We start from the raw sequence: 17,598 nt of genomic DNA on the forward strand, positions 1-17,598 counted from the left end.
TTAGCTTTGTGGAGAGGAATAATATATGGATATTATAGGGCGTACTGCTCCAACAACTTTGAAGCCTCAAATTTCAGCCCCGGCCGTTCCTACATCTATTGATATGTTGGGTGTTCCTGAAGTCGTTATTGAAAACCTCGTACTCAAGCATTTGTCTGCTTACCCTAAATCGGATGTGTTAGAACTCTCTAATTATATGTGTGTTGTTACCCATATTGTGGAAAGTGCTCTGGCCGTTTTAAGGAAAAAGTCGTTAATTGAGGTATTCCAACCTAACTCAGATCTTTTGATTTCTTCAGTTTCCCATAGTCATGTCCGTTACTCCTTATCTGAGAAAGGGCTTGAAGAAGCCGATCTCGCTTTTAAGCGTGATGCTTATTTAGGGCCAGCTCCTGTCTCGCTTGCCCAGTATAGCGACGTTGTGCAAAAACAAGACTTGAGGTGTGAGCTAGTAACTAGGCCACATGTCGAAGCGGCGCTGAGTGATGTGTATGGTGTAGAAAAGATGATTTCAGTGTTGGGGCCTGCCATCAATTCGGGGCGCGCTTTGTTGTTGTATGGGCATGCCGGAACGGGTAAAACCTTTGTTGCGAGCCGCATTGTCAATGCTTTACACACTTCTGTTTTTATCCCTTATGCCGTTTATGCATTAGGTAACATTATCAAGGTGTTCTCGGCGCAACATCATAAACCGTTGGATAGTAACGGCAGCGATCAAAGCATTTCCCTGAAAGATCAGTACGACAAGCGTTGGCTTAATTGTGAAAGGCCTAATATTCAGGTGGGGGGAGAGCTCACTATGGATATGCTTGAAGTGAATCATTCAGAGAACAGTCGAGTCTGGTTAGCCCCAGTTCAAATGATGGCAAATAATGGGATCTTTATCATTGATGACCTTGGTCGTCAGCCCATGCCGGTGGATGCGCTTCTTAACCGTTGGATTGTACCGATGGAGTACTCATTCGACTATTTGTCGCTGCCTAATGGTCAGCAGATAACGATGCCATTTGTGTTAACGCTTGCCTTTTCTACCAATCTAAACCCCAAGAAAATAAGCGATCCTGCCTTTTTACGTCGTTTAGGTTACAAGATTGAATTCAAGCCACTTAATCAGCGAGATTATGAAGCTTTATGGATGAGCGTTGTTGCTGATAAAGAGGTAGAGCTTCAAGACGGGTTTTTTGAGCGTTTGTCTCAAATGCACACGCTTTTAAAAGTGCCACTTTTCCCATGTTTACCGAAAGATCTCGTTGGTATAAGCAAAGACATTCTTTCGTTTGAGCAACTCCCACCTGTTATCACATTCGATATTCTTTCCATGGCATGGGAAGTTTATTTTACCTCTGATGGACACGAGGAAGAGAATAATGAATAAGAGTCAAGTTTTCCTACTGTTTTTACTGTCCGTAGTATTCGGCTTAGCGGCTGTATTTTTTGCTAAGCAGTGGATGGATGATCAAGTTCAGCCAACCGTTGAAGTTGAAACGGTCGAGCGGCACCCCGTTGTTGTCGCATCACAAGAAATTGAAGCCGGAACTATTATCGAGGATCAGTTTTTAACCACCAGATTGATGGAAGTTGATTGGATTAATGAAAATAACTATTCGGATAAAGCAGAGCTGATTGGCAAGGTTGTTGCGAATACTGTCTATGCGGGAGAGGTGCTTCACAAGTTACGATTTACTGTACCAGGAGAAGGGTCAACGCTTGCAGCTCTTATCCCTGAAAATAAGCGCGCAGTAACAATACGAGTTGATGACGTTATTGGTGTGGCTGGTTTCCTATTACCGGGTAATAAAGTGGATATTCTCAATACTGTTTCTTATGGTAAAAATTCTGCAGCGACTCGAACTGTCCTCAAAAATATCAAAGTGTTAGCGGTAGACCAAACCGCTAAAACCAATGAAAACAGCCCCATCATTGTACGTGCTGTGACGTTAGAGGTTTCCCCCAAAGATGCGGAGAAATTACTAACAGCGAAAAGTAAGGGGAGTATTCAGCTAACGTTGAGAAACCCACATGAAGTTGAGAAAAAAGTGGTTCGTCGATATGTGCCTAGACCAAGTGTCACCATTATCAAAGGTACAGAAACATCTAATGTGCGCGTCAAGGATTGAGGTGAAATATGAGAATATTAATTGCGTGTGTTTTGAGCCTGATTTGTATTTCTACGGCCAGTGTTGCGGCGTTACAAACGGGAAAAACAGTCACGGTTCCACATCACAAATCAACGCATGTGGTGTTGTCTGGTAAAGCAAGCAAAGTGTCGCTTGGAGACCCAGAAGTTCTTGATATTGTGATGTTGAAATCCAACGAACTATTTCTAATCGGGAAAAAGTTAGGAGCGACCAATTTGATGGCTTGGGATTCAAGAGGTCAGTTGATCGAGTCTATCAATATCGAAGTTACCCATGATCTTAATAGCTTAAAAGCAAAGTTGTATGAATTTTTGCCTGACGAAACGATTGAAGTGCATAGTGCACAAAATCGATTGTTGTTGAGCGGTCAGGTCAGTAACCAACAACAAATGAATGTGGCGATGCGAATCGCAGAAACCTATTCGTCAGGGCAGGCTGCTGACGCATCAAAAGAAAGTGGAAGTGAACAAGCTGCCGCAACTGGTGTTATTAATTTGATGTCGATCGGAGGGGCTCAGCAGGTGATGTTAGAGGTGACGGTTGCTGAGGTTCAAAGAAGCTTGGTAAGAAAATTTGATGCCAATTTTCATTTCTTCCAAACCAGTGGATCTGACTTTTCTTGGGGGGCGTCTTCAGTCCCTGCCGGTGTGTTAGGTGCAACCCCTATTTTCAATATTCCTACCTCTACTGATTACGGTATTTTAGGTTCTTTCATTGATAGTAATACATTGTTTACTTTCGCATTGGACGTAGCAAAACAAAATGGTGTGGCAAAGGTCTTGGCTGAACCGAATTTAACAGCATTAAGTGGATCTAAGGCTGAGTTTTTAGCGGGTGGAGAGTTTCCTATCCCCGTGCCAGACGAAGACGGTATTACTATTGAATATAAAGAGTATGGGGTAGGGCTCAAGTTCATTCCGACGGTACTCAGCGATAAGAAAATCAATCTAAATCTAGCGGTAGATGTGAGTGAGATTGCAAACAGCAGTTCATTGACCATCGATCCTGGCACCACAAATGCGACTTATTTTATCCCACCGATCACTCGACGCAGTGCTTCTTCAACATTGGAGTTAGCTGATGGACAAACCATTGGTATTGCAGGGTTATTGAGTGAAAATGTTCGTGACATCAGTAATAAAATGCCTGGTATCGGTGATGTCCCTATTTTAGGGCAGCTTTTTAATAGCCAAGAATACGTATCTGGAGAAACTGAACTCGTGATTTTAGTGACTCCGAGGTTGGCGAAGCCTATCGATAGAAATAAAGTGACCCTGCCGACAGATGCTTTTGTGAATCCTAATGACTTGGAATATTACTTGTTAGGTAGGAGCGCTTACATTGCAGAGCCGTCAGAATCAGGTTCAGAACGTTCTAAAGCTTCAGAGGACATTACGCCAAATGATGGTGGTAGTGAAGGCTCATTTGGTCATGACTTATAAGGAGATAGATATGATTAGAATAATGATGGTCTTTCTCGTGATGGTGTTAGTTGGCTGTGCAAATGATGCTCGCTTAGGGCATTCAGTCGCACTAGTGAAAACAGAACAAACGTATAACCCTAATGCGACCCAAGAGAATTTACTCATAGTACCGGATGGTACAGGGGAGCGGATGCAGACTGGCTACGACCGATATGTTGGAAGAGGTGAAAACGACCTTTCCGGAAGTAATAGCCAGATCTTAGAAGAGTTTAATTAAATCTGGAGGTACTCACATGTTGTATCGAGTATCACGAAGTCCTAAAAAACAGCAAGGCTTAGTTGCGATATTGGCGACTGCTGCCTTATTGGTTTTTTTAGCGGTCTCAGCGTTAGCTGTAGACATCAATCATATGATTGTAAATAAAACGCGCTTACAAAATGCTGTTGATTCTGCCACGTTGGCTGCTGCAACCATATTAGATAGCAGTAAAGATAAAGACGCTGTAGACGCTGAGGTTGTTACTGCACTTAATACGATGGCAGCTTCAACGGGGAATCATGAAATTGATTTCACCACAGCCTCTATAAACATTGATTATTCCAATGATCCACAAGATTTTACAGGAACCGCCACTTTCGGTGCCAACGATGATGTTTATGTGCGTGTTCGAGTGGACTCATTGGATATGGATGAGTTTTTTATTCAGTTGTTTGGTTTAGATAAAGAGGTGTCAGCAAGTGCTGTTGCGGGGCCTAGCTCAGGCCTCGATTATACTCCTGTTGTACCCATTGGGGTGTGCATTGGTGACGGCACCTCCGATAACGATATTTCTCCAGAAGATGGTTACCATGATGAAACCGGAGAAGCCATAACCAGTGTGTTTGGCTATGAGGTAGGGACTGTTCATGCCTTGAAGGTGGGAGACAATAGCTTATCTGAAATGGGTAATGGTAATTATCACCTGTTGGACTTTGGTTCTGGTGGTAAAACAATCAAAGAAGGCTTAGGTGGTGGTTATGATCAGCCAGTCAAAATTGGTGAAAATATCACAACCAAACCTGGTGGCACGGTTGGCCCGACAGGCGATGGTTTGAATACTCGTTTTGGAGATTATGGCGGTGGCTTGTCTGCATCTGATTATCCTTCGGACTATGTCACTACTGAGCCCGCAGATGAGATCACAATTGATGCGAGTACTGGAGAAATAGATTTTGATGATAGCTATGACTATGCTCAATATAAGATAGACACGAACGCCTGTATAGCAAGTGGTGGTTCTGGGTGCGCCTCTAATGGGGTTGCTTGGCGTCGTATTTTACCGATACCTATGGTGGATTGCTCAGGTAAAAGTGGCGGTACTACTGAATTTACAGTGAATAAAATTGGTTGCTTTTTCTTGCTGCAAAGGGCACCAACCAATAACTCAGGTACACCAGCCGTTTTTGGTGAGTTTATCCACTCTTGCAGTGTTGTTGGTGGCTCTGGTAGTAATCAGTCGACAACCGAAGGGGCTTATAGGATTGTTCTGTATAAAGACCCCGATAGTGGGGAGTCTTGATTATGATTTTATCTAATAGACATCAACGTGGTTTTGCTGCCGTAGAGATGGTGCTCGTGGCCCCTGTATTGTTGTTCTTTTTGGTTTTGGTTCTTGAACTAGGTAACATTCTGATTCAATACAACATTATCTCCAAGTCTGTACAAAATGGAGCACGATATGCTGTTAGTGAGGTTTACGATACCAAAGGTGGCACTATTGCACCAACTTTGGAGATTAAAAATGTGGTGGTTTATGGTCAAAGTAGCGTAGGGACAGCTATTTTATCTACGTTGACAACCTCTGATGTGACGGTTGAACCTGATCCTATTGGTAGTGGTGATTATGTGCAGGTGAGTGTGACGTATGATTACGTTCCAAACTTCTTGTCTATTCCCTTCTCTACGGAGAATTTCGCCATTCCATTAAGTGCAACTTCGGTGATGAGGGTATTGTGATGAAAAGGCTTAACGGGCGTACCAAAGGGCTTGCCATTATTGAGTTCACTATAGTCTCGTCGTTCATGTTTCTCTTGATTTTTCTTATTTTATCGTTAGGGGTTTATGTATTTTCGCTGCAAATGGTGAGTGAAGGAACGAGGAAGGCTGCTCGATTAGCGACGGTATGTTATGTGCTCGATAGAGATAATATAGCGGGAATGGTTGTTGATGATTTACCGCTTATTGGGTTTACTAGTGCGAACCTAGAAGTGGCTTACTTAGACGCTAGTGGAGCAGAGGTTACTTCTGATTTTGAAGCGAACTTTGGCACTATTAAGTTTGTGCGTGCTAGGGCTACGGGTTATGGCATTCAGTTAATCAGTAACCTAAGCTTTCTAGGTACGAATGGATTTCTTGCTGCTCCTGCGTTTGAAACAATATTACCAGCAGAAAGTTTGGGAGTGGTGAGGCCTGAAACTGAAACTAGCACTAACATATGGAATAGATGCCCATAGGCGGTTATTTAAAGGAGATGAATATATGGGGGAAGCGATCAAAATAACGCCTAATGAGAATGATATTACGCGTTTAAAAACGAATCTTAAAGTGTGGGTCATTCATAACAGTGAAAGTTTTAAATCGCATGTGAATCAAGAGCTCAAGAAATGCAGAAATGTCAGTATTACATCATTTTCTTTAGCTGGTATGAATGAGGAGTATTTAAAAGGCGTTGATGTTCCGGAGCTTATTTTCGTCGAAGCCAGTGGTAGCTGGGCTCAAAAGATGGTTGAGCTTCAAGGGTATGATTTATCGTTAGAAGATAAAGAGCTATCTTTAGTGGTGCTCGGAGATGAAAGTGACAGTGGTTCAATAAAGATTGCATTACGTTTAGGAGCATCAGACTTTTTACCTAATACCGTTACTCTTTCTGACTTACTTCCATTATTAAAGAAAACGGCATCGGAAAAGCTTGAAAACTCCAGTTACGGTGAGTTTATCTTGTTTTTGAATACCAAAGGCGGAATGGGGGCGACGACGCTTGCTTTAAATACTGCGATTGAAGTGGCAAGTCATCACGCTGGAGAGGTACTTTTACTAGATATTGATCTTCAGTTTGGAGTTATCCCGGATTATTTAAATATCACTCCAACTTACAGTATCTCTGATGCTATTAACAGCTCCAATGATCTCGATGAGATATCTCTAGGATCTTTAGTAAATAAGCACGAGTCTGGCTTACATGTCCTAAGCTTTAAGCATGAAAACAATGCTGATGATTATGGACAGGCTCAGAAAATAGGCCGATTGCTTCCTATCTTACGTCGCTTCTACCCTTATGTGATCATTGATCTTTCAAGAGGCTTAGATCATGTGTTTGCATCAGCGATATCACCAGCCACCAAAGTACTTTTGGTTTCGCAGCAAAGCTTGGTTTCAGTAAAAAACACAAGTCGCTTAATCAAGTCTTTGAAGTTTGAATATGGGTTACAAAGTGATGTGATAGAGGTGATCCTAAATCGTTATGAGAAACGACATTCAATTAAGTTAAAAGACATTGAACAAGCGGTAGGTGATCATGACATACACCTTATACCTAATGATTTTAAGGTTACATTAGAGAGTGCTAATTTGGGGCAGCCATTTGTTCAATCTCGAAAGAAAAGCTCTATTACTCGCTCTATTATTGACTTATCTCATGTTCTTTCACCGCTAGAGCACGAAGAAAAAGGGTGGTTAAAAAAGTTGTTTTCATGATGCATTGATGAAAAGTAAACACGAGGGATTGTGATGTTCTTTAAACGAAAAAATATAAACCCAGAGTTTGAACATAAAGCAGAACAGATTTCGCATGAGTCCGAAGGTGCTAATACGGTTGAGCGTTTACAAAGTGTAGAGATATCGAATAATACTCAGAAAGTAGACGTTAATGAAGAGAAAGAAAAAACGGTTAATGAAGCTCGCAAAGTATTAGAACATGAGCTCTCTATTAAGCATTTTTTCCATAAGCAGCTTCTTGAAACTTTGGATCTCGGTTTGCTATCGAGCTTAGAAAAAGAACGGGCTAAAGTTGATTTACACGAAGCTATCGTGCAATTGATGTCTGACGACCGCAATCATGCACTAAGTGCTGAAGGTCGAAAAAGGGTGATTAAGCAGATTGAAGATGAGGTCTTTGGCCTTGGTCCATTAGAGCCGTTGTTGGCTGATCAAACAGTGTCAGACATATTGGTCAACGGTCCTAAAAGTGTTTATGTAGAACGCAGAGGTAAGCTTGAAAAAACGCCTTATACTTTCCTTGATGATCGCCACCTTAGAAATATTATTGATCGAATTGTAAGTCAAGTCGGTCGACGTATAGATGAATCATCACCTATGGTGGATGCTAGATTGCTTGATGGCTCTCGGGTGAACGCTATTATTCCTCCCTTAGCTCTAGATGGCCCTTCTGTTTCTATTCGTCGTTTTGCTGTTGATCGCTTAACTATGAGTAACCTACTGGAATATGACTCGGTTTCTCCGCAGATGGCTAAATTTGTGGAAGCTGCAGTTAAAGGTGAGCTAAATATACTCATATCTGGAGGAACAGGCTCAGGAAAAACGACAACACTCAATATTTTTTCTGGTTTCATTCCTCGAGATCAACGAATTATTACCATAGAAGACTCGGCGGAATTACAACTTCAACAACCTCATGTCATTCGCTTAGAAACCCGCCCTGCTAACCTAGAAGGGAAGGGAGAAATTAGTCAGCGAGAACTCGTAAAAAATACCTTGCGTATGCGCCCCGACCGAATCGTGGTTGGTGAGGTTCGTGGTAGCGAAGCCGTTGATATGCTAGCTGCGATGAACACGGGCCATGACGGCTCACTTGCTACCATTCATGCGAATACCCCCCGTGATGCCTTGAGTCGGGTCGAGAATATGTTCTCGATGGCAGGGTGGAACATATCAACCAAAAACTTACGAGCTCAAATTGCTTCGGCTATCCACCTTGTTGTTCAAATGGAACGCCAAGAAGATGGCAAGCGTCGTATGGTGAGTATCCAAGAGATCAACGGCATGGAAGGTGAGGTGATTACGATGTCGGAAATATTCCGTTTCCAGCGTAAAGGTATTGATGAAGACGGCAATATTATCGGTTATTTCACGGCAACGGGGGTTGTGCCTCAATACCATGACCAGTTAGTCAAACGTGGACTCGACCTGCCTTTCGAGCTCTTTAGTGAGACCAAAGGCTAAGGATATATTATGGACAATGTAAGCGTTTCATTAGGTCTATTATTCATTGCGGTTCTTTTTATTTCTCAAGCTTTGTTGCTCCCTGCTGCAGGTAAGAAAGCGAAGCATAAAGAGTTGTCTCGACGTTTGAAAGAGACGCAACGTAATATCGATGCAGAGAGTTTGTCATTACTAAAAGAACACTATAACAAAGATTTATCTCCAGTAGATCGCAAGTTAATCGTCATTCCATATTTTGCTGGCTTAAAGAAAATGTTGGAACTAGCCGGCTTTAAATTAGCATTGAGCCGCTTTTTACTCATAGTTTCTCTTTGTGGTGTGTCGCTTACATTGATAGCGATAATGACCAACCAAATGTGGTTCATTAGTGTCGCGGCATTCATTTTTGTTTGGGTTGTCGCCTATCTATTTGTGCAAAATCGAGTGACCTACCGAATGGCTCGATTTGAGGAACAGCTTCCCGAGGCTTTAGATGTTATCCGACGAGCATTGCAAGCCGGGCAACCGTTGGTTCAATCATTTAACGAGGTTGGCGAAGAGCTTCCTGATCCTATAGGTGCCGAGTTTAAGAACACTTATAACCTGCTCAACTATGGTTATGACTTACGTTTGGCAATTTTACAAATGGCAGAGCGAGTCCCAACCGTTTCAATGCTAGCTTTTTCTAGCGCCGTAATGTTGCAGAAAGAGACTGGGGGAAACTTATCCGAGAATTTGCAAAAGGTATCTGAAGTACTTAGAGCGCGTTTTAAACTGGAAAGGAAAGTCAAAACGCTCTCGGCTGAGAGTCGGTTGTCAGCATGGATCTTAACGTTATCACCCTTTGGTTTGTTTTTTGCTATGCGGGTAGCTGGTCCCGAATACATCGAGCCACTTTACACAGATCCACGCGGTCTCTCTATGGTGAGTGTCGGTATAGTTCTTTTGGCTATCGGAGCCTTGTGGATTAAAAAGATCATCAGCATAGAGATTTAACTTATGGAATTATTAAATATTGAAGTTTGGAAGCAGATGTTAGCAGACTTTGGGGTCAGCTCTCAGATGGTTATCTATTCGATGATTTTGCTTACAACAGTCTTGTTAACACTAACGCTTGGATTTCTTTTTTTAGGAGCCCGCTCTCCTTTGGACAAGAAACTGAGACAAATATCAGAAGACGGATCTCCGACTGGCAGGAAACCTTATAACTTCTCTAATACGCTCGAATCATTAAGCCCTTTTTTAAGTAAAGGTAATAAAAAAGATAATGAAACCTACTCGGAAAAGTTGATGCATGCAGGGTTTCATGAAAAGAGTTCATTATCGGTTTTCTATGCGTTGAAGGTTCTATCTAGCTTGATAGGTATCGTCGCTGCTTTTATGGTTTATTACATAGCGTTGGGCGGAGAGTACAATAATTTACTCATCATGATCTGTGTTTTTCTTGGTACATTCACACCTAATATTGTTCTATCTAAGCTACAAAAAGAGCGTCAGAAAAAAATCAGAAACGGTGTTCCTGATGCATTAGATCTTCTTGTTGTATGTACTGAGTCTGGACTTGGTTTTAATGCGGCTCTTGGTCGTGTTGCATCAGAGCTCTATGTCTCTCAGCCTGAACTTGCGGATGAACTAGAGACGGTATTTGCTAAAATTCAAGCGGGTGTCACCATGCCTGACGCACTTAGGCAGCTTATCGAACGAACCGGGTTAGTCGAATTGGAAGGTTTGGTTTCTTTGCTTTCTCATGCATCGAGAATGGGCGGTAGCTTAGCGCAAACGCTTCGTGATTATACTGAAGATTTTCGAGATAAACGGCAGCAAGCTGCTGAGGAGATAGCAGCAAAAATACCGACCAAAATGTTATTTCCTATGTTGATATTTATTTGGCCTTGTTTTTTCATTGTCGCACTTGGCCCTGGGCTACTTATCGTAATGGACGCATTGAGTGCGCCGGGAGCAAGTTTATGATTTTATACAATAAGTTTCTTCTTCTATTATTGCCAATTTTGCTACTTGGTTGTGCATCTTCTGATGAACCAACCAACCAATTTGATGCCGAATTGTATTCGGGTAAACCAATCGATAGTTTGACTAGTGATGATCCACCGCTAAATGAAAAAGAAGCAATTATGCGCGGTGACATTGCTCTGCGAGACAACAATATAGACTTGGCGTTGTATGAATACATACGCTCTTTGTCTTTCCCTGAGCAAGAGTTTCACGACAAAACGCTGTTTACTATAGGTAAAATCCATTCATCTCGTGGCAACGCAGCGCTTGCCGAGAAAGCGTATTTGGCTGCCTTAGATTTCAATCCAGCACATACCGAGGTATTGGAAGAGTTGGGCGTTTTGTATACCAAGCAACGACGAACAGATGAAGGTCGAAGTTATTTCTTTAAAGCGATTAATGCCGACCAAGTCCGTTTAAAAAGCAGTGAAACAATCCAAAACTACCAAGCGTTGAGTCAAAGTGAAGTGGCGAGTTTGAAGGTAGACAGTATGTCTCCAGCATTGGCTTATATGGGAATTGGTGTGTTGGAAGATGTTGACGGAAAGCATCAGATCGCACAAGAGTACTTTAAAAAATCACTGACGATAGACAAAAGCTCAGTCAAAGCTTTGTTGAATATGGGTTACTCCCACTACATGTATGGTAACTACAAGGAAGCGTATCAATATACTCGCTCAGCTTTGGAGATAGAGCCAAACAATGAAAAAGCTCAGAACAACCTTGCGCTGATTTACCTTGCATCAGGAGACATAAAAAAGGCAACCAATGTATTTATGAGGCATATGGAAGTGTCGGAGGCGTTGAATAATGTGGGGTACTTCTTAATCCTGCAAGGAAAACCTGCTGAAGCTGTTCCTTATTTACAGCAAGCCATCGATAAGAAACCTTCTTATTACAAGGTAGCCAACGAGAACCTGAATAGAGCACTAGCTGAAGTGAGAGAAATGGAACAATAGTGGTTTGATTTTGGCTTAATGAAAAGGATATTCATATTGCCTAAAAGTGAAAGCTTCAATAGAGATATCATTGTAATTTCTGTCTTTTGGCTAGTTTGTGCCACTGTCATATTTTTTAATAAATGGGAGAGTGTTTCAGCTCTTAACCTGAATGACAATGACGACTATATGCGTTTTGTTCAGTTTCAGGAATGGATGACAACTGGTCGTTGGTATCTGGAGCCAATGACTGACTTTAACGCTGATGATGGTCTTATTATTCATTGGTCACGATTTCCTGACTTAATGTTATCGTTAGTGGCTTTTCCACTGTTATTTCTGGTTGATGATAATCTTGCTTATGCTATTTCAATCTCTGTTGTTCCATTGTTTTATTTATTGCTATATGTGTTGGCATGCTTTTACTTATGCGAGCATTACTTTGGGAGAAAGTATCGATTTATAAGTATGATGTTTTCTGTATCTTCCCCTACAATTATTCATTTCTTACCTGGTGCTATTGACCATCATAATATTCAACTTATTTTAGCTTCTCTCTTTTTATCTATAACACCTATCAAGCTTATCGATCTTAAACAATCATGGCGTGTCTATATTCAATCTTTTTTTCTGTCTCTATCTTTATGGACTGGGATGGATAATATATTGTTATTTATGGTTTTCTTTATTTTTTATACAGTGTATTGCTGTTTTTTTTGCCGAGAGTGGTTTGGTTATGTATCTAAGTTATATTTTACCTGTTCAGTTTTTGGTGCTTTTGCAGTCCTATTGAATCGGCCGTATGATGAGTTTTTTATTTTCAAGTATGACGAGATCTCATTTATTCTTATTATTTTATTTTTTAGCGGATGGACATTTGTTAACTTATATAATCGTTCAGTGAATGAAGAACAGAATTTTACTCAAAGATTGATATTATTACTTACTCTTAGTTTGTTATGTTTAGCCCCTGTTGCCGCTCTTTACCCATCACTCACCAGTGCATTTTTAATAGATTACCCACCGATACTTAAGGTATATTGGCTTGATCAAGTTTCCGAAGCAAAATCTATCGCAACATACATCGCAATGAATGGTTTTTTTTCCTTAGATAATTATGTTTTGCTATTAACTCCTGCAATTTTATATCCATTATTTAGGCATAAAAACCACCACTGTACCATTCTGTATCTTATTCTTATTTGTAATATAGCACTTGCGGTTTTTTGGCAGGTTAGAGTTATTAGGTTGTGTTTTGTCATAGCTGCTCCTTTACAGGCCTACGTTGTTATCCGAATGTCTGAATACATCAAGTTTTCAATATTGAAAGCAATCGTTATTTTTTCAGGAACGCCGTTAGCGATTGCATTTAGCATTCTTGTTTTGTCACCCACGGACGACGTTAAAACTCAATTAAATGGTAGTAAACCACCCAATCTATTTGACGTTTTAAAGGACAATGACATTAACTCACAAACGATACTTTCAGGTATGGAGACGGGATCTCCAGTACTAGCGAAAACCAACAACAGTATTATTGCTGCGCCTTATCACCGAAATATTGTCGGTAACCAGTTTCTGATTGAGGTGATGTTGGAAGAAGATCTTGTGTTGGCTGAACAAAAGATTATAGACAAAAACGTCGATGTTATTGTTGTTGGCAATGATCCTCATTTGTTAATTTTAAAAAAATCAGCGGGAGAGGGGGCATTTATTAATAAACTTTATAGCTCAGATACACCCGCTTGGTTGGAGGTCATACACGATGATATTGAAAGTGGTTACCGGGTCTTTAGGGTCAGGGGAAGTTTATGAATAGTATGAAAATTGCAGTATTACTCCCGTGCTATAACGAAGCTGGTGCGGTAGGGAAAACGGTCATTTCTTTTCAACAAGCTTTACCTAATTCTACTATTTATGTGTATGACAACAATTCAACTGACAACACGATAGAGGAGGCGATGCAAGCCGGTGCTGTTGTTCGACATGAACCTCGTCAAGGTAAAGGCGAAGTTGTGAGGAGGATGTTTTCGGATATTGATGCTGACATTTACATTATGGCAGATGGTGACGATACCTACGATGCGTCAATATGCCCCACATTGATCGATCAGCTCGTAACTGAACAGCTCGATATGATCATCGGTAGCCGAGAGCGTTCTTCAGGGGCTTACCCCAAAGGACATATTTTCGGTAATAAGATGTTCTCGACACTTATCAACCGAGGGTTCGGCGCTCAATTGAGTGATGTATTTTCGGGCTATCGAGTTATGAGTCGTAGGTTTGTTAAAACAGTTCCAATTTTTAGTGATGGCTTTCAAATTGAAACGGAATTAACCGTACACGCGTTGCACCATAATATGTCAATCAAAGAAGTTCCAACTAAGTATCATTCAAGACCTGAAGGCACTGCTAGCAAGCTGAATACATTGAGTGATGGTATTAAAATCCTTAACTTTATTTTGTTCTTATTAAGAGACGTAAAGCCGATGTTTTTCTTCGGTGTGTTGTCAGTGTTGCTTTGTTTTATTTCATTAGGATTAGGGATTCCCGTTATCCTATATTTTATCGATACAGGGTTAGTTGAAAGAGTACCTACTGCTATTCTGTCTAGCTCAATTGCACTTATTGCGGTGATGTCTTTCTTTTGTGGCTTGATACTCGACAACGTGTCACGAGGTAGAAGAGAGATGAGAATCCTCTCAATATTAAGAAGTCACGATCACAAGCTATCAAAATAGGGTTCAGGTATGAGAATAAGCAAGGACGAAGATAAAGAATGGCTCAACTATTTATCTCGATTCAGTGACGAATATGATGAGCGGGTTTACAGCGGAAATACAACGGGTTATGTGATGAGAGCTGGCCATGTAGCGTGCGAAAAGCCATTTGGTGGAAGTGAACACTTTTCGAGAGTGTTAGAAGTGGGATCCGGAACGGGTGAACACTTACTGCATGTTAAGCACACTTTTGATGAATATATTGTAAGTGATGGTGATGCTGCGGCGCTTGAGTTGGCCCAAAAGCAGCTCAATCATATCAACTCTTACGATAAACTTACTTTCGATGTGACCAATGCTAGGCAATTAAACTTTGAAAATAATAGCTTTGATCGAGTGATTGCAACTCATATATTGGAACATTTGTATGAGCCCCATTTAGCTATCAAAGAGTGGTTAAGAGTGTTAAAGCCCGGAGGGACTCTTTCGATTCTGATTCCTACTGATCCTGGAATAGCATGGAAGATTGGTCGGTACTGTACGACGAGGAAGCAAGGTCTGGCAAAAGGTTGGAATTACGATTATATAATGGCAAGAGAGCATGTAAATCCATGTAATAATCTAATTGCGTTCTTAAGGTACTATCTTCCTGAACATCAAAAATCATTTTGGCCGATGAGTTTTGTGCCTCTTATTGACTGCAATTTATTCTTCAATTTTCACGGAATTAAGCCTGATTCTAGTTCTTAAAAGAAGTAAGAAGCAAGCGACTCGCTCACTTCTTACTATAAATCTTTTAGACTGCTAAACCTGTCATTGCGCCAAAGGCCATGAATAATCCGACAAGCCCTACAATAGGTAACTTCACGGTTTTCAATAGCCAAATACCAACAATGATCAGAGCGAAGTCTAAGCCGCTGCTCACCGCACTAGTGAAAATGGGCTGATATAGAGCCGCAAGCAGCAAACCAACAACGGCTGCATTTACCCCTGAAAGTGCACCCGCCACCATAGGTTTACTCGCAATTGCTTGCCAGTTCTTCAGTACGCCCAGTAGCAATAAAAAGCCAGGTAAGAACACGGCAATCGTTGCTAGCAGTGCGCCTGTAATTGGCGCTGATGGCATTAATACATAACCTAGGTAAGTAGCTAATGTAAACATTGGTCCTGGGACCGCTTGTGCCGCGGCATAGCCGGTTAAGAATGCATCTTGCGATAGTTGATCGCGAATACCATTTTGTAGTAAAGGAAGAACTACGTGACCGCCACCGAATACCAAACTGCCTGCTTGGTAGAACTGGCCAAACACTTCAATGCCCTGAGAGTATGCGCTGAACAGAGGAAGGCAAACTAATAGGGCGACGAAAATAACGAGCGGTGTTATGGATATTTTGTGTGTCGATGGAACCGTCCTTAGCTTTTGCGAGGTTAAGAACTTACTGCCAACGGTCGCTGCAAATAGAAGCACTAAAACTTGAGGCCAGATCCCTGGAACCAACAGTAGCACGATAGCAGTAATCACACATAAGGCAGTCGCTACCTTCGATTGGCAAAAGTTCTTATACATGCCAAACGTTGCATCAGCCACAACCACAACCGCAAGTAATTTCAAACCGTGAATGATTGAATTGAACAGTGGCGCTTCCAATAACTGATTGCTCACTAAAGCCAATATCAGCATCAGGATGACAGATGGGGATGTGAAGCCGACAAAGGCGGCAATAGCACCAGTCAAGCCACCTTTCTTGTAGCCAACCGCAAAGCCAACTTGGCTTGAACCTGGGCCGGGTAGAAACTGGCTGAGAGCAACAATTTGCCCATACTCTTCGTCAGATAACCAATTCAGTTTCTCAACAAAGGTGTTACGGAAGTAGCCAATATGTGCCGCTGGTCCACCAAAGCTAATCCAGCCAAGCAAGAAAAAATTTTTAAAAATTGAAAGCATGATCGATTCCAGATGAAGGTTTAGCGTAATTTAGGTGCAGTTGAATTATGATTCAAATTAATTATTTTAATTATAATTATTAATGAAATGGGTTTGGATGTATGGCTGATTTTAACTGGAAAGGTATTGACCTTAACCTGCTGATTGCACTGCAGGCATTGCATAAAACCAACAATGTAAGCAAGGCTGCGGAGCGTTGTTACGTTAGCCAGTCTGCAATGAGTCATAGTCTACAAAGATTACGAAAGCTGTTTGATGACCCTTTGTTTGAACGTGTTGGAAGTAGGATGGAAGCGACTGAGCGAGCCATTGAATTATCAAGCACCGTCGATGCGTTGCTTAAGACTATTCAATCTGAGGTTCTGTTGTCTAAAAGGTTCGAAGTTGATAGTTATAAAGGCAGTTGGAAAATAGGACTTACCGATTACGCGGAACAGATGTTCGGTCCAATGATCTTCGATTTTATTAAGCAAGCTTCGCCACGCTCTCAAGTCGCATTTTTTAACGTTAATCGAACCAATTATCAGCAGGTGTTTGAAGAGGCTAAGCTAGATATTGCGATAGGCTGTTTTGGTGAAGCACCTAAATTGTATGGCACTGAACTTCTCTACACCGAGCAACATGTCTGCTTGCTAGATGAATCTGTTTTGGATGTTGAACAGCCTATATCACTGCAATCATTTGTTTCTGTGGAGCACGCTTTAGTGTCTTCTAACGGATCGCTAAAAACGGCGGTTGATACCAAGTTGGCCGAATTGGGTTACACAAGAAAAGTGGCAATTGCATCGAGTAACTTTTTAACAGTAAAGCGATTGATTAGTGGAAGAAAGCTATTGTGTATTGTGCCTAAATTAGTCGCTAGAAATGCCCCTGATGTTGATAGCTCACTGATAGCAATCGCTCCGCCGATAGATGTCCCAGATTTCGATATCCAGCTTGTTTACCGTAAGGGAAAAGAATTAGACGACAAGCACACTCACTTAAGAAAAGTAATCACCCAAGCGGTTGAAATTGTTATTGCTGACGAATGATTGATGATGAGTTCTTTCTGATCAGGTAGCACTATTAAGTGCCAAAGCGCATCTTGGGTACTTAATGCCCACAAAGACAATTATGCCACGTTCAGTGAGATCTGAGCTTTTCATGTCTTACCTTTGCATTAAAGGGAGGTATAACAGGGCAAGATCATGAAAACCCCTTATGGAATAAGGGGTGACGTGAAG

17 protein-coding genes are annotated in these 17,598 nt (G+C 41.4%); 16 read left to right on the forward strand and 1 reads right to left on the reverse strand.

Going from position 1 to position 17,598, the window contains the following annotated elements:
* Positions 1-25: 25 nt before the first annotated feature.
* From WR49_RS05740 to WR49_RS05810, 15 genes are read left to right on the forward strand one after another with little or no spacing between them, the layout of a single operon-like run.
* A complete protein-coding gene (locus tag WR49_RS05740) occupies positions 26-1,375 on the forward strand; it encodes an ATPase AAA (protein ID WP_046223368.1) in 1,350 nt (449 codons plus the stop codon).
* The gene (cpaB, locus tag WR49_RS05745) at positions 1,368-2,117 is read left to right on the forward strand and encodes a Flp pilus assembly protein CpaB (protein ID WP_046223369.1); all 750 of its coding nucleotides are present in this window, start codon (positions 1,368-1,370) and stop codon (positions 2,115-2,117) included. The genes WR49_RS05740 and cpaB overlap by 8 nt, the downstream gene beginning before the upstream one ends.
* An 8-nt stretch (positions 2,118-2,125) precedes the next feature.
* Positions 2,126-3,580: a type II and III secretion system protein family protein gene (locus WR49_RS05750; RefSeq protein WP_046223370.1), complete on the forward strand. Its 1,455-nt coding sequence runs from the start codon at positions 2,126-2,128 to the stop codon at positions 3,578-3,580.
* Positions 3,570-3,839: a hypothetical protein gene (locus WR49_RS05755; RefSeq protein ID WP_029627027.1), complete on the forward strand. Its 270-nt coding sequence runs from the start codon at positions 3,570-3,572 to the stop codon at positions 3,837-3,839. Before WR49_RS05750 ends, WR49_RS05755 begins: the two co-directional genes overlap by 11 nt.
* 16 nt (positions 3,840-3,855) lie before the next feature.
* The gene (locus WR49_RS05760; RefSeq protein ID WP_046223371.1) at positions 3,856-5,121 is read left to right on the forward strand and encodes a TadE/TadG family type IV pilus assembly protein; all 1,266 of its coding nucleotides are present in this window, start codon (positions 3,856-3,858) and stop codon (positions 5,119-5,121) included.
* 2 nt (positions 5,122-5,123) lie between these two features.
* Positions 5,124-5,558 carry a TadE/TadG family type IV pilus assembly protein gene (locus tag WR49_RS05765; protein WP_046223372.1) on the forward strand — a complete coding sequence of 145 codons (435 nt, stop codon included), beginning with the start codon at positions 5,124-5,126 and terminating at the stop codon, positions 5,556-5,558.
* The gene (locus WR49_RS05770) at positions 5,558-6,055 is read left to right on the forward strand and encodes a TadE/TadG family type IV pilus assembly protein (RefSeq protein WP_170963274.1); all 498 of its coding nucleotides are present in this window, start codon (positions 5,558-5,560) and stop codon (positions 6,053-6,055) included. Before WR49_RS05765 ends, WR49_RS05770 begins: the two co-directional genes overlap by 1 nt.
* 25 nt (positions 6,056-6,080) lie before the next feature.
* On the forward strand, positions 6,081-7,295 hold the full coding sequence (locus tag WR49_RS05775; protein WP_046223374.1) for an AAA family ATPase: 1,215 nt from the start codon (positions 6,081-6,083) through the stop codon (positions 7,293-7,295).
* Between the two features lie 33 nt (positions 7,296-7,328).
* Positions 7,329-8,780: a CpaF family protein gene (locus WR49_RS05780; RefSeq protein WP_046223375.1), complete on the forward strand. Its 1,452-nt coding sequence runs from the start codon at positions 7,329-7,331 to the stop codon at positions 8,778-8,780.
* A gap of 9 nt (positions 8,781-8,789) precedes the next feature.
* A complete protein-coding gene (locus WR49_RS05785; RefSeq protein ID WP_046223376.1) occupies positions 8,790-9,755 on the forward strand; it encodes a type II secretion system F family protein in 966 nt (321 codons plus the stop codon).
* Between the two features lie 3 nt (positions 9,756-9,758).
* Positions 9,759-10,730, forward strand: a complete 972-nt coding sequence (locus tag WR49_RS05790; protein WP_046223377.1) for a type II secretion system F family protein — start codon at positions 9,759-9,761, stop codon at positions 10,728-10,730.
* On the forward strand, positions 10,727-11,731 hold the full coding sequence (locus tag WR49_RS05795; RefSeq protein ID WP_046223378.1) for a tetratricopeptide repeat protein: 1,005 nt from the start codon (positions 10,727-10,729) through the stop codon (positions 11,729-11,731). Before WR49_RS05790 ends, WR49_RS05795 begins: the two co-directional genes overlap by 4 nt.
* Before the next feature lie 18 nt (positions 11,732-11,749).
* A complete protein-coding gene (locus WR49_RS05800) occupies positions 11,750-13,525 on the forward strand; it encodes a hypothetical protein (RefSeq protein WP_046223379.1) in 1,776 nt (591 codons plus the stop codon).
* Positions 13,522-14,451, forward strand: a complete 930-nt coding sequence (locus WR49_RS05805) for a glycosyltransferase family 2 protein (RefSeq protein ID WP_046223380.1) — start codon at positions 13,522-13,524, stop codon at positions 14,449-14,451. Before WR49_RS05800 ends, WR49_RS05805 begins: the two co-directional genes overlap by 4 nt.
* A gap of 9 nt (positions 14,452-14,460) precedes the next feature.
* On the forward strand, positions 14,461-15,180 hold the full coding sequence (locus tag WR49_RS05810; protein ID WP_046223381.1) for a class I SAM-dependent methyltransferase: 720 nt from the start codon (positions 14,461-14,463) through the stop codon (positions 15,178-15,180).
* 46 nt (positions 15,181-15,226) lie between these two features.
* Here WR49_RS05810 and chrA read toward each other — a convergent pair whose 3' ends face one another.
* Positions 15,227-16,375, reverse strand: a complete 1,149-nt coding sequence (gene chrA / locus WR49_RS05815; protein ID WP_046223382.1) for a chromate efflux transporter — start codon at positions 16,373-16,375, stop codon at positions 15,227-15,229.
* A gap of 101 nt (positions 16,376-16,476) precedes the next feature.
* On the opposite strand from chrA, the gene WR49_RS05820 reads away from it, so the two are divergent.
* Entirely contained in the window at positions 16,477-17,406 is a 930-nt protein-coding gene (locus WR49_RS05820; protein ID WP_046223383.1) for a LysR family transcriptional regulator, read from the forward strand.
* Positions 17,407-17,598: the final 192 nt, after the last annotated feature.

The organism is Vibrio sp. ECSMB14106 (genome assembly GCF_000972265.1).
Classification (GTDB): domain Bacteria; phylum Pseudomonadota; class Gammaproteobacteria; order Enterobacterales; family Vibrionaceae; genus Vibrio; species Vibrio kanaloae.

Coding starts and splice junctions, on each gene's coding strand:
- WR49_RS05740 (WP_046223368.1), top strand. CDS start 26: ATGGATATTATAGGGCGTACTGCTCCAACAACTTTGAAGCCTCAAATT.
- cpaB (WP_046223369.1), top strand. CDS start 1,368: ATGAATAAGAGTCAAGTTTTCCTACTGTTTTTACTGTCCGTAGTATTC.
- WR49_RS05750 (WP_046223370.1), top strand. CDS start 2,126: ATGAGAATATTAATTGCGTGTGTTTTGAGCCTGATTTGTATTTCTACG.
- WR49_RS05755 (WP_029627027.1), top strand. CDS start 3,570: ATGACTTATAAGGAGATAGATATGATTAGAATAATGATGGTCTTTCTC.
- WR49_RS05760 (WP_046223371.1), top strand. CDS start 3,856: ATGTTGTATCGAGTATCACGAAGTCCTAAAAAACAGCAAGGCTTAGTT.
- WR49_RS05765 (WP_046223372.1), top strand. CDS start 5,124: ATGATTTTATCTAATAGACATCAACGTGGTTTTGCTGCCGTAGAGATG.
- WR49_RS05770 (WP_170963274.1), top strand. CDS start 5,558: ATGAAAAGGCTTAACGGGCGTACCAAAGGGCTTGCCATTATTGAGTTC.
- WR49_RS05775 (WP_046223374.1), top strand. CDS start 6,081: ATGGGGGAAGCGATCAAAATAACGCCTAATGAGAATGATATTACGCGT.
- WR49_RS05780 (WP_046223375.1), top strand. CDS start 7,329: ATGTTCTTTAAACGAAAAAATATAAACCCAGAGTTTGAACATAAAGCA.
- WR49_RS05785 (WP_046223376.1), top strand. CDS start 8,790: ATGGACAATGTAAGCGTTTCATTAGGTCTATTATTCATTGCGGTTCTT.
- WR49_RS05790 (WP_046223377.1), top strand. CDS start 9,759: ATGGAATTATTAAATATTGAAGTTTGGAAGCAGATGTTAGCAGACTTT.
- WR49_RS05795 (WP_046223378.1), top strand. CDS start 10,727: ATGATTTTATACAATAAGTTTCTTCTTCTATTATTGCCAATTTTGCTA.
- WR49_RS05800 (WP_046223379.1), top strand. CDS start 11,750: ATGAAAAGGATATTCATATTGCCTAAAAGTGAAAGCTTCAATAGAGAT.
- WR49_RS05805 (WP_046223380.1), top strand. CDS start 13,522: ATGAATAGTATGAAAATTGCAGTATTACTCCCGTGCTATAACGAAGCT.
- WR49_RS05810 (WP_046223381.1), top strand. CDS start 14,461: ATGAGAATAAGCAAGGACGAAGATAAAGAATGGCTCAACTATTTATCT.
- chrA (WP_046223382.1), bottom strand. CDS start 16,375: ATGCTTTCAATTTTTAAAAATTTTTTCTTGCTTGGCTGGATTAGCTTT.
- WR49_RS05820 (WP_046223383.1), top strand. CDS start 16,477: ATGGCTGATTTTAACTGGAAAGGTATTGACCTTAACCTGCTGATTGCA.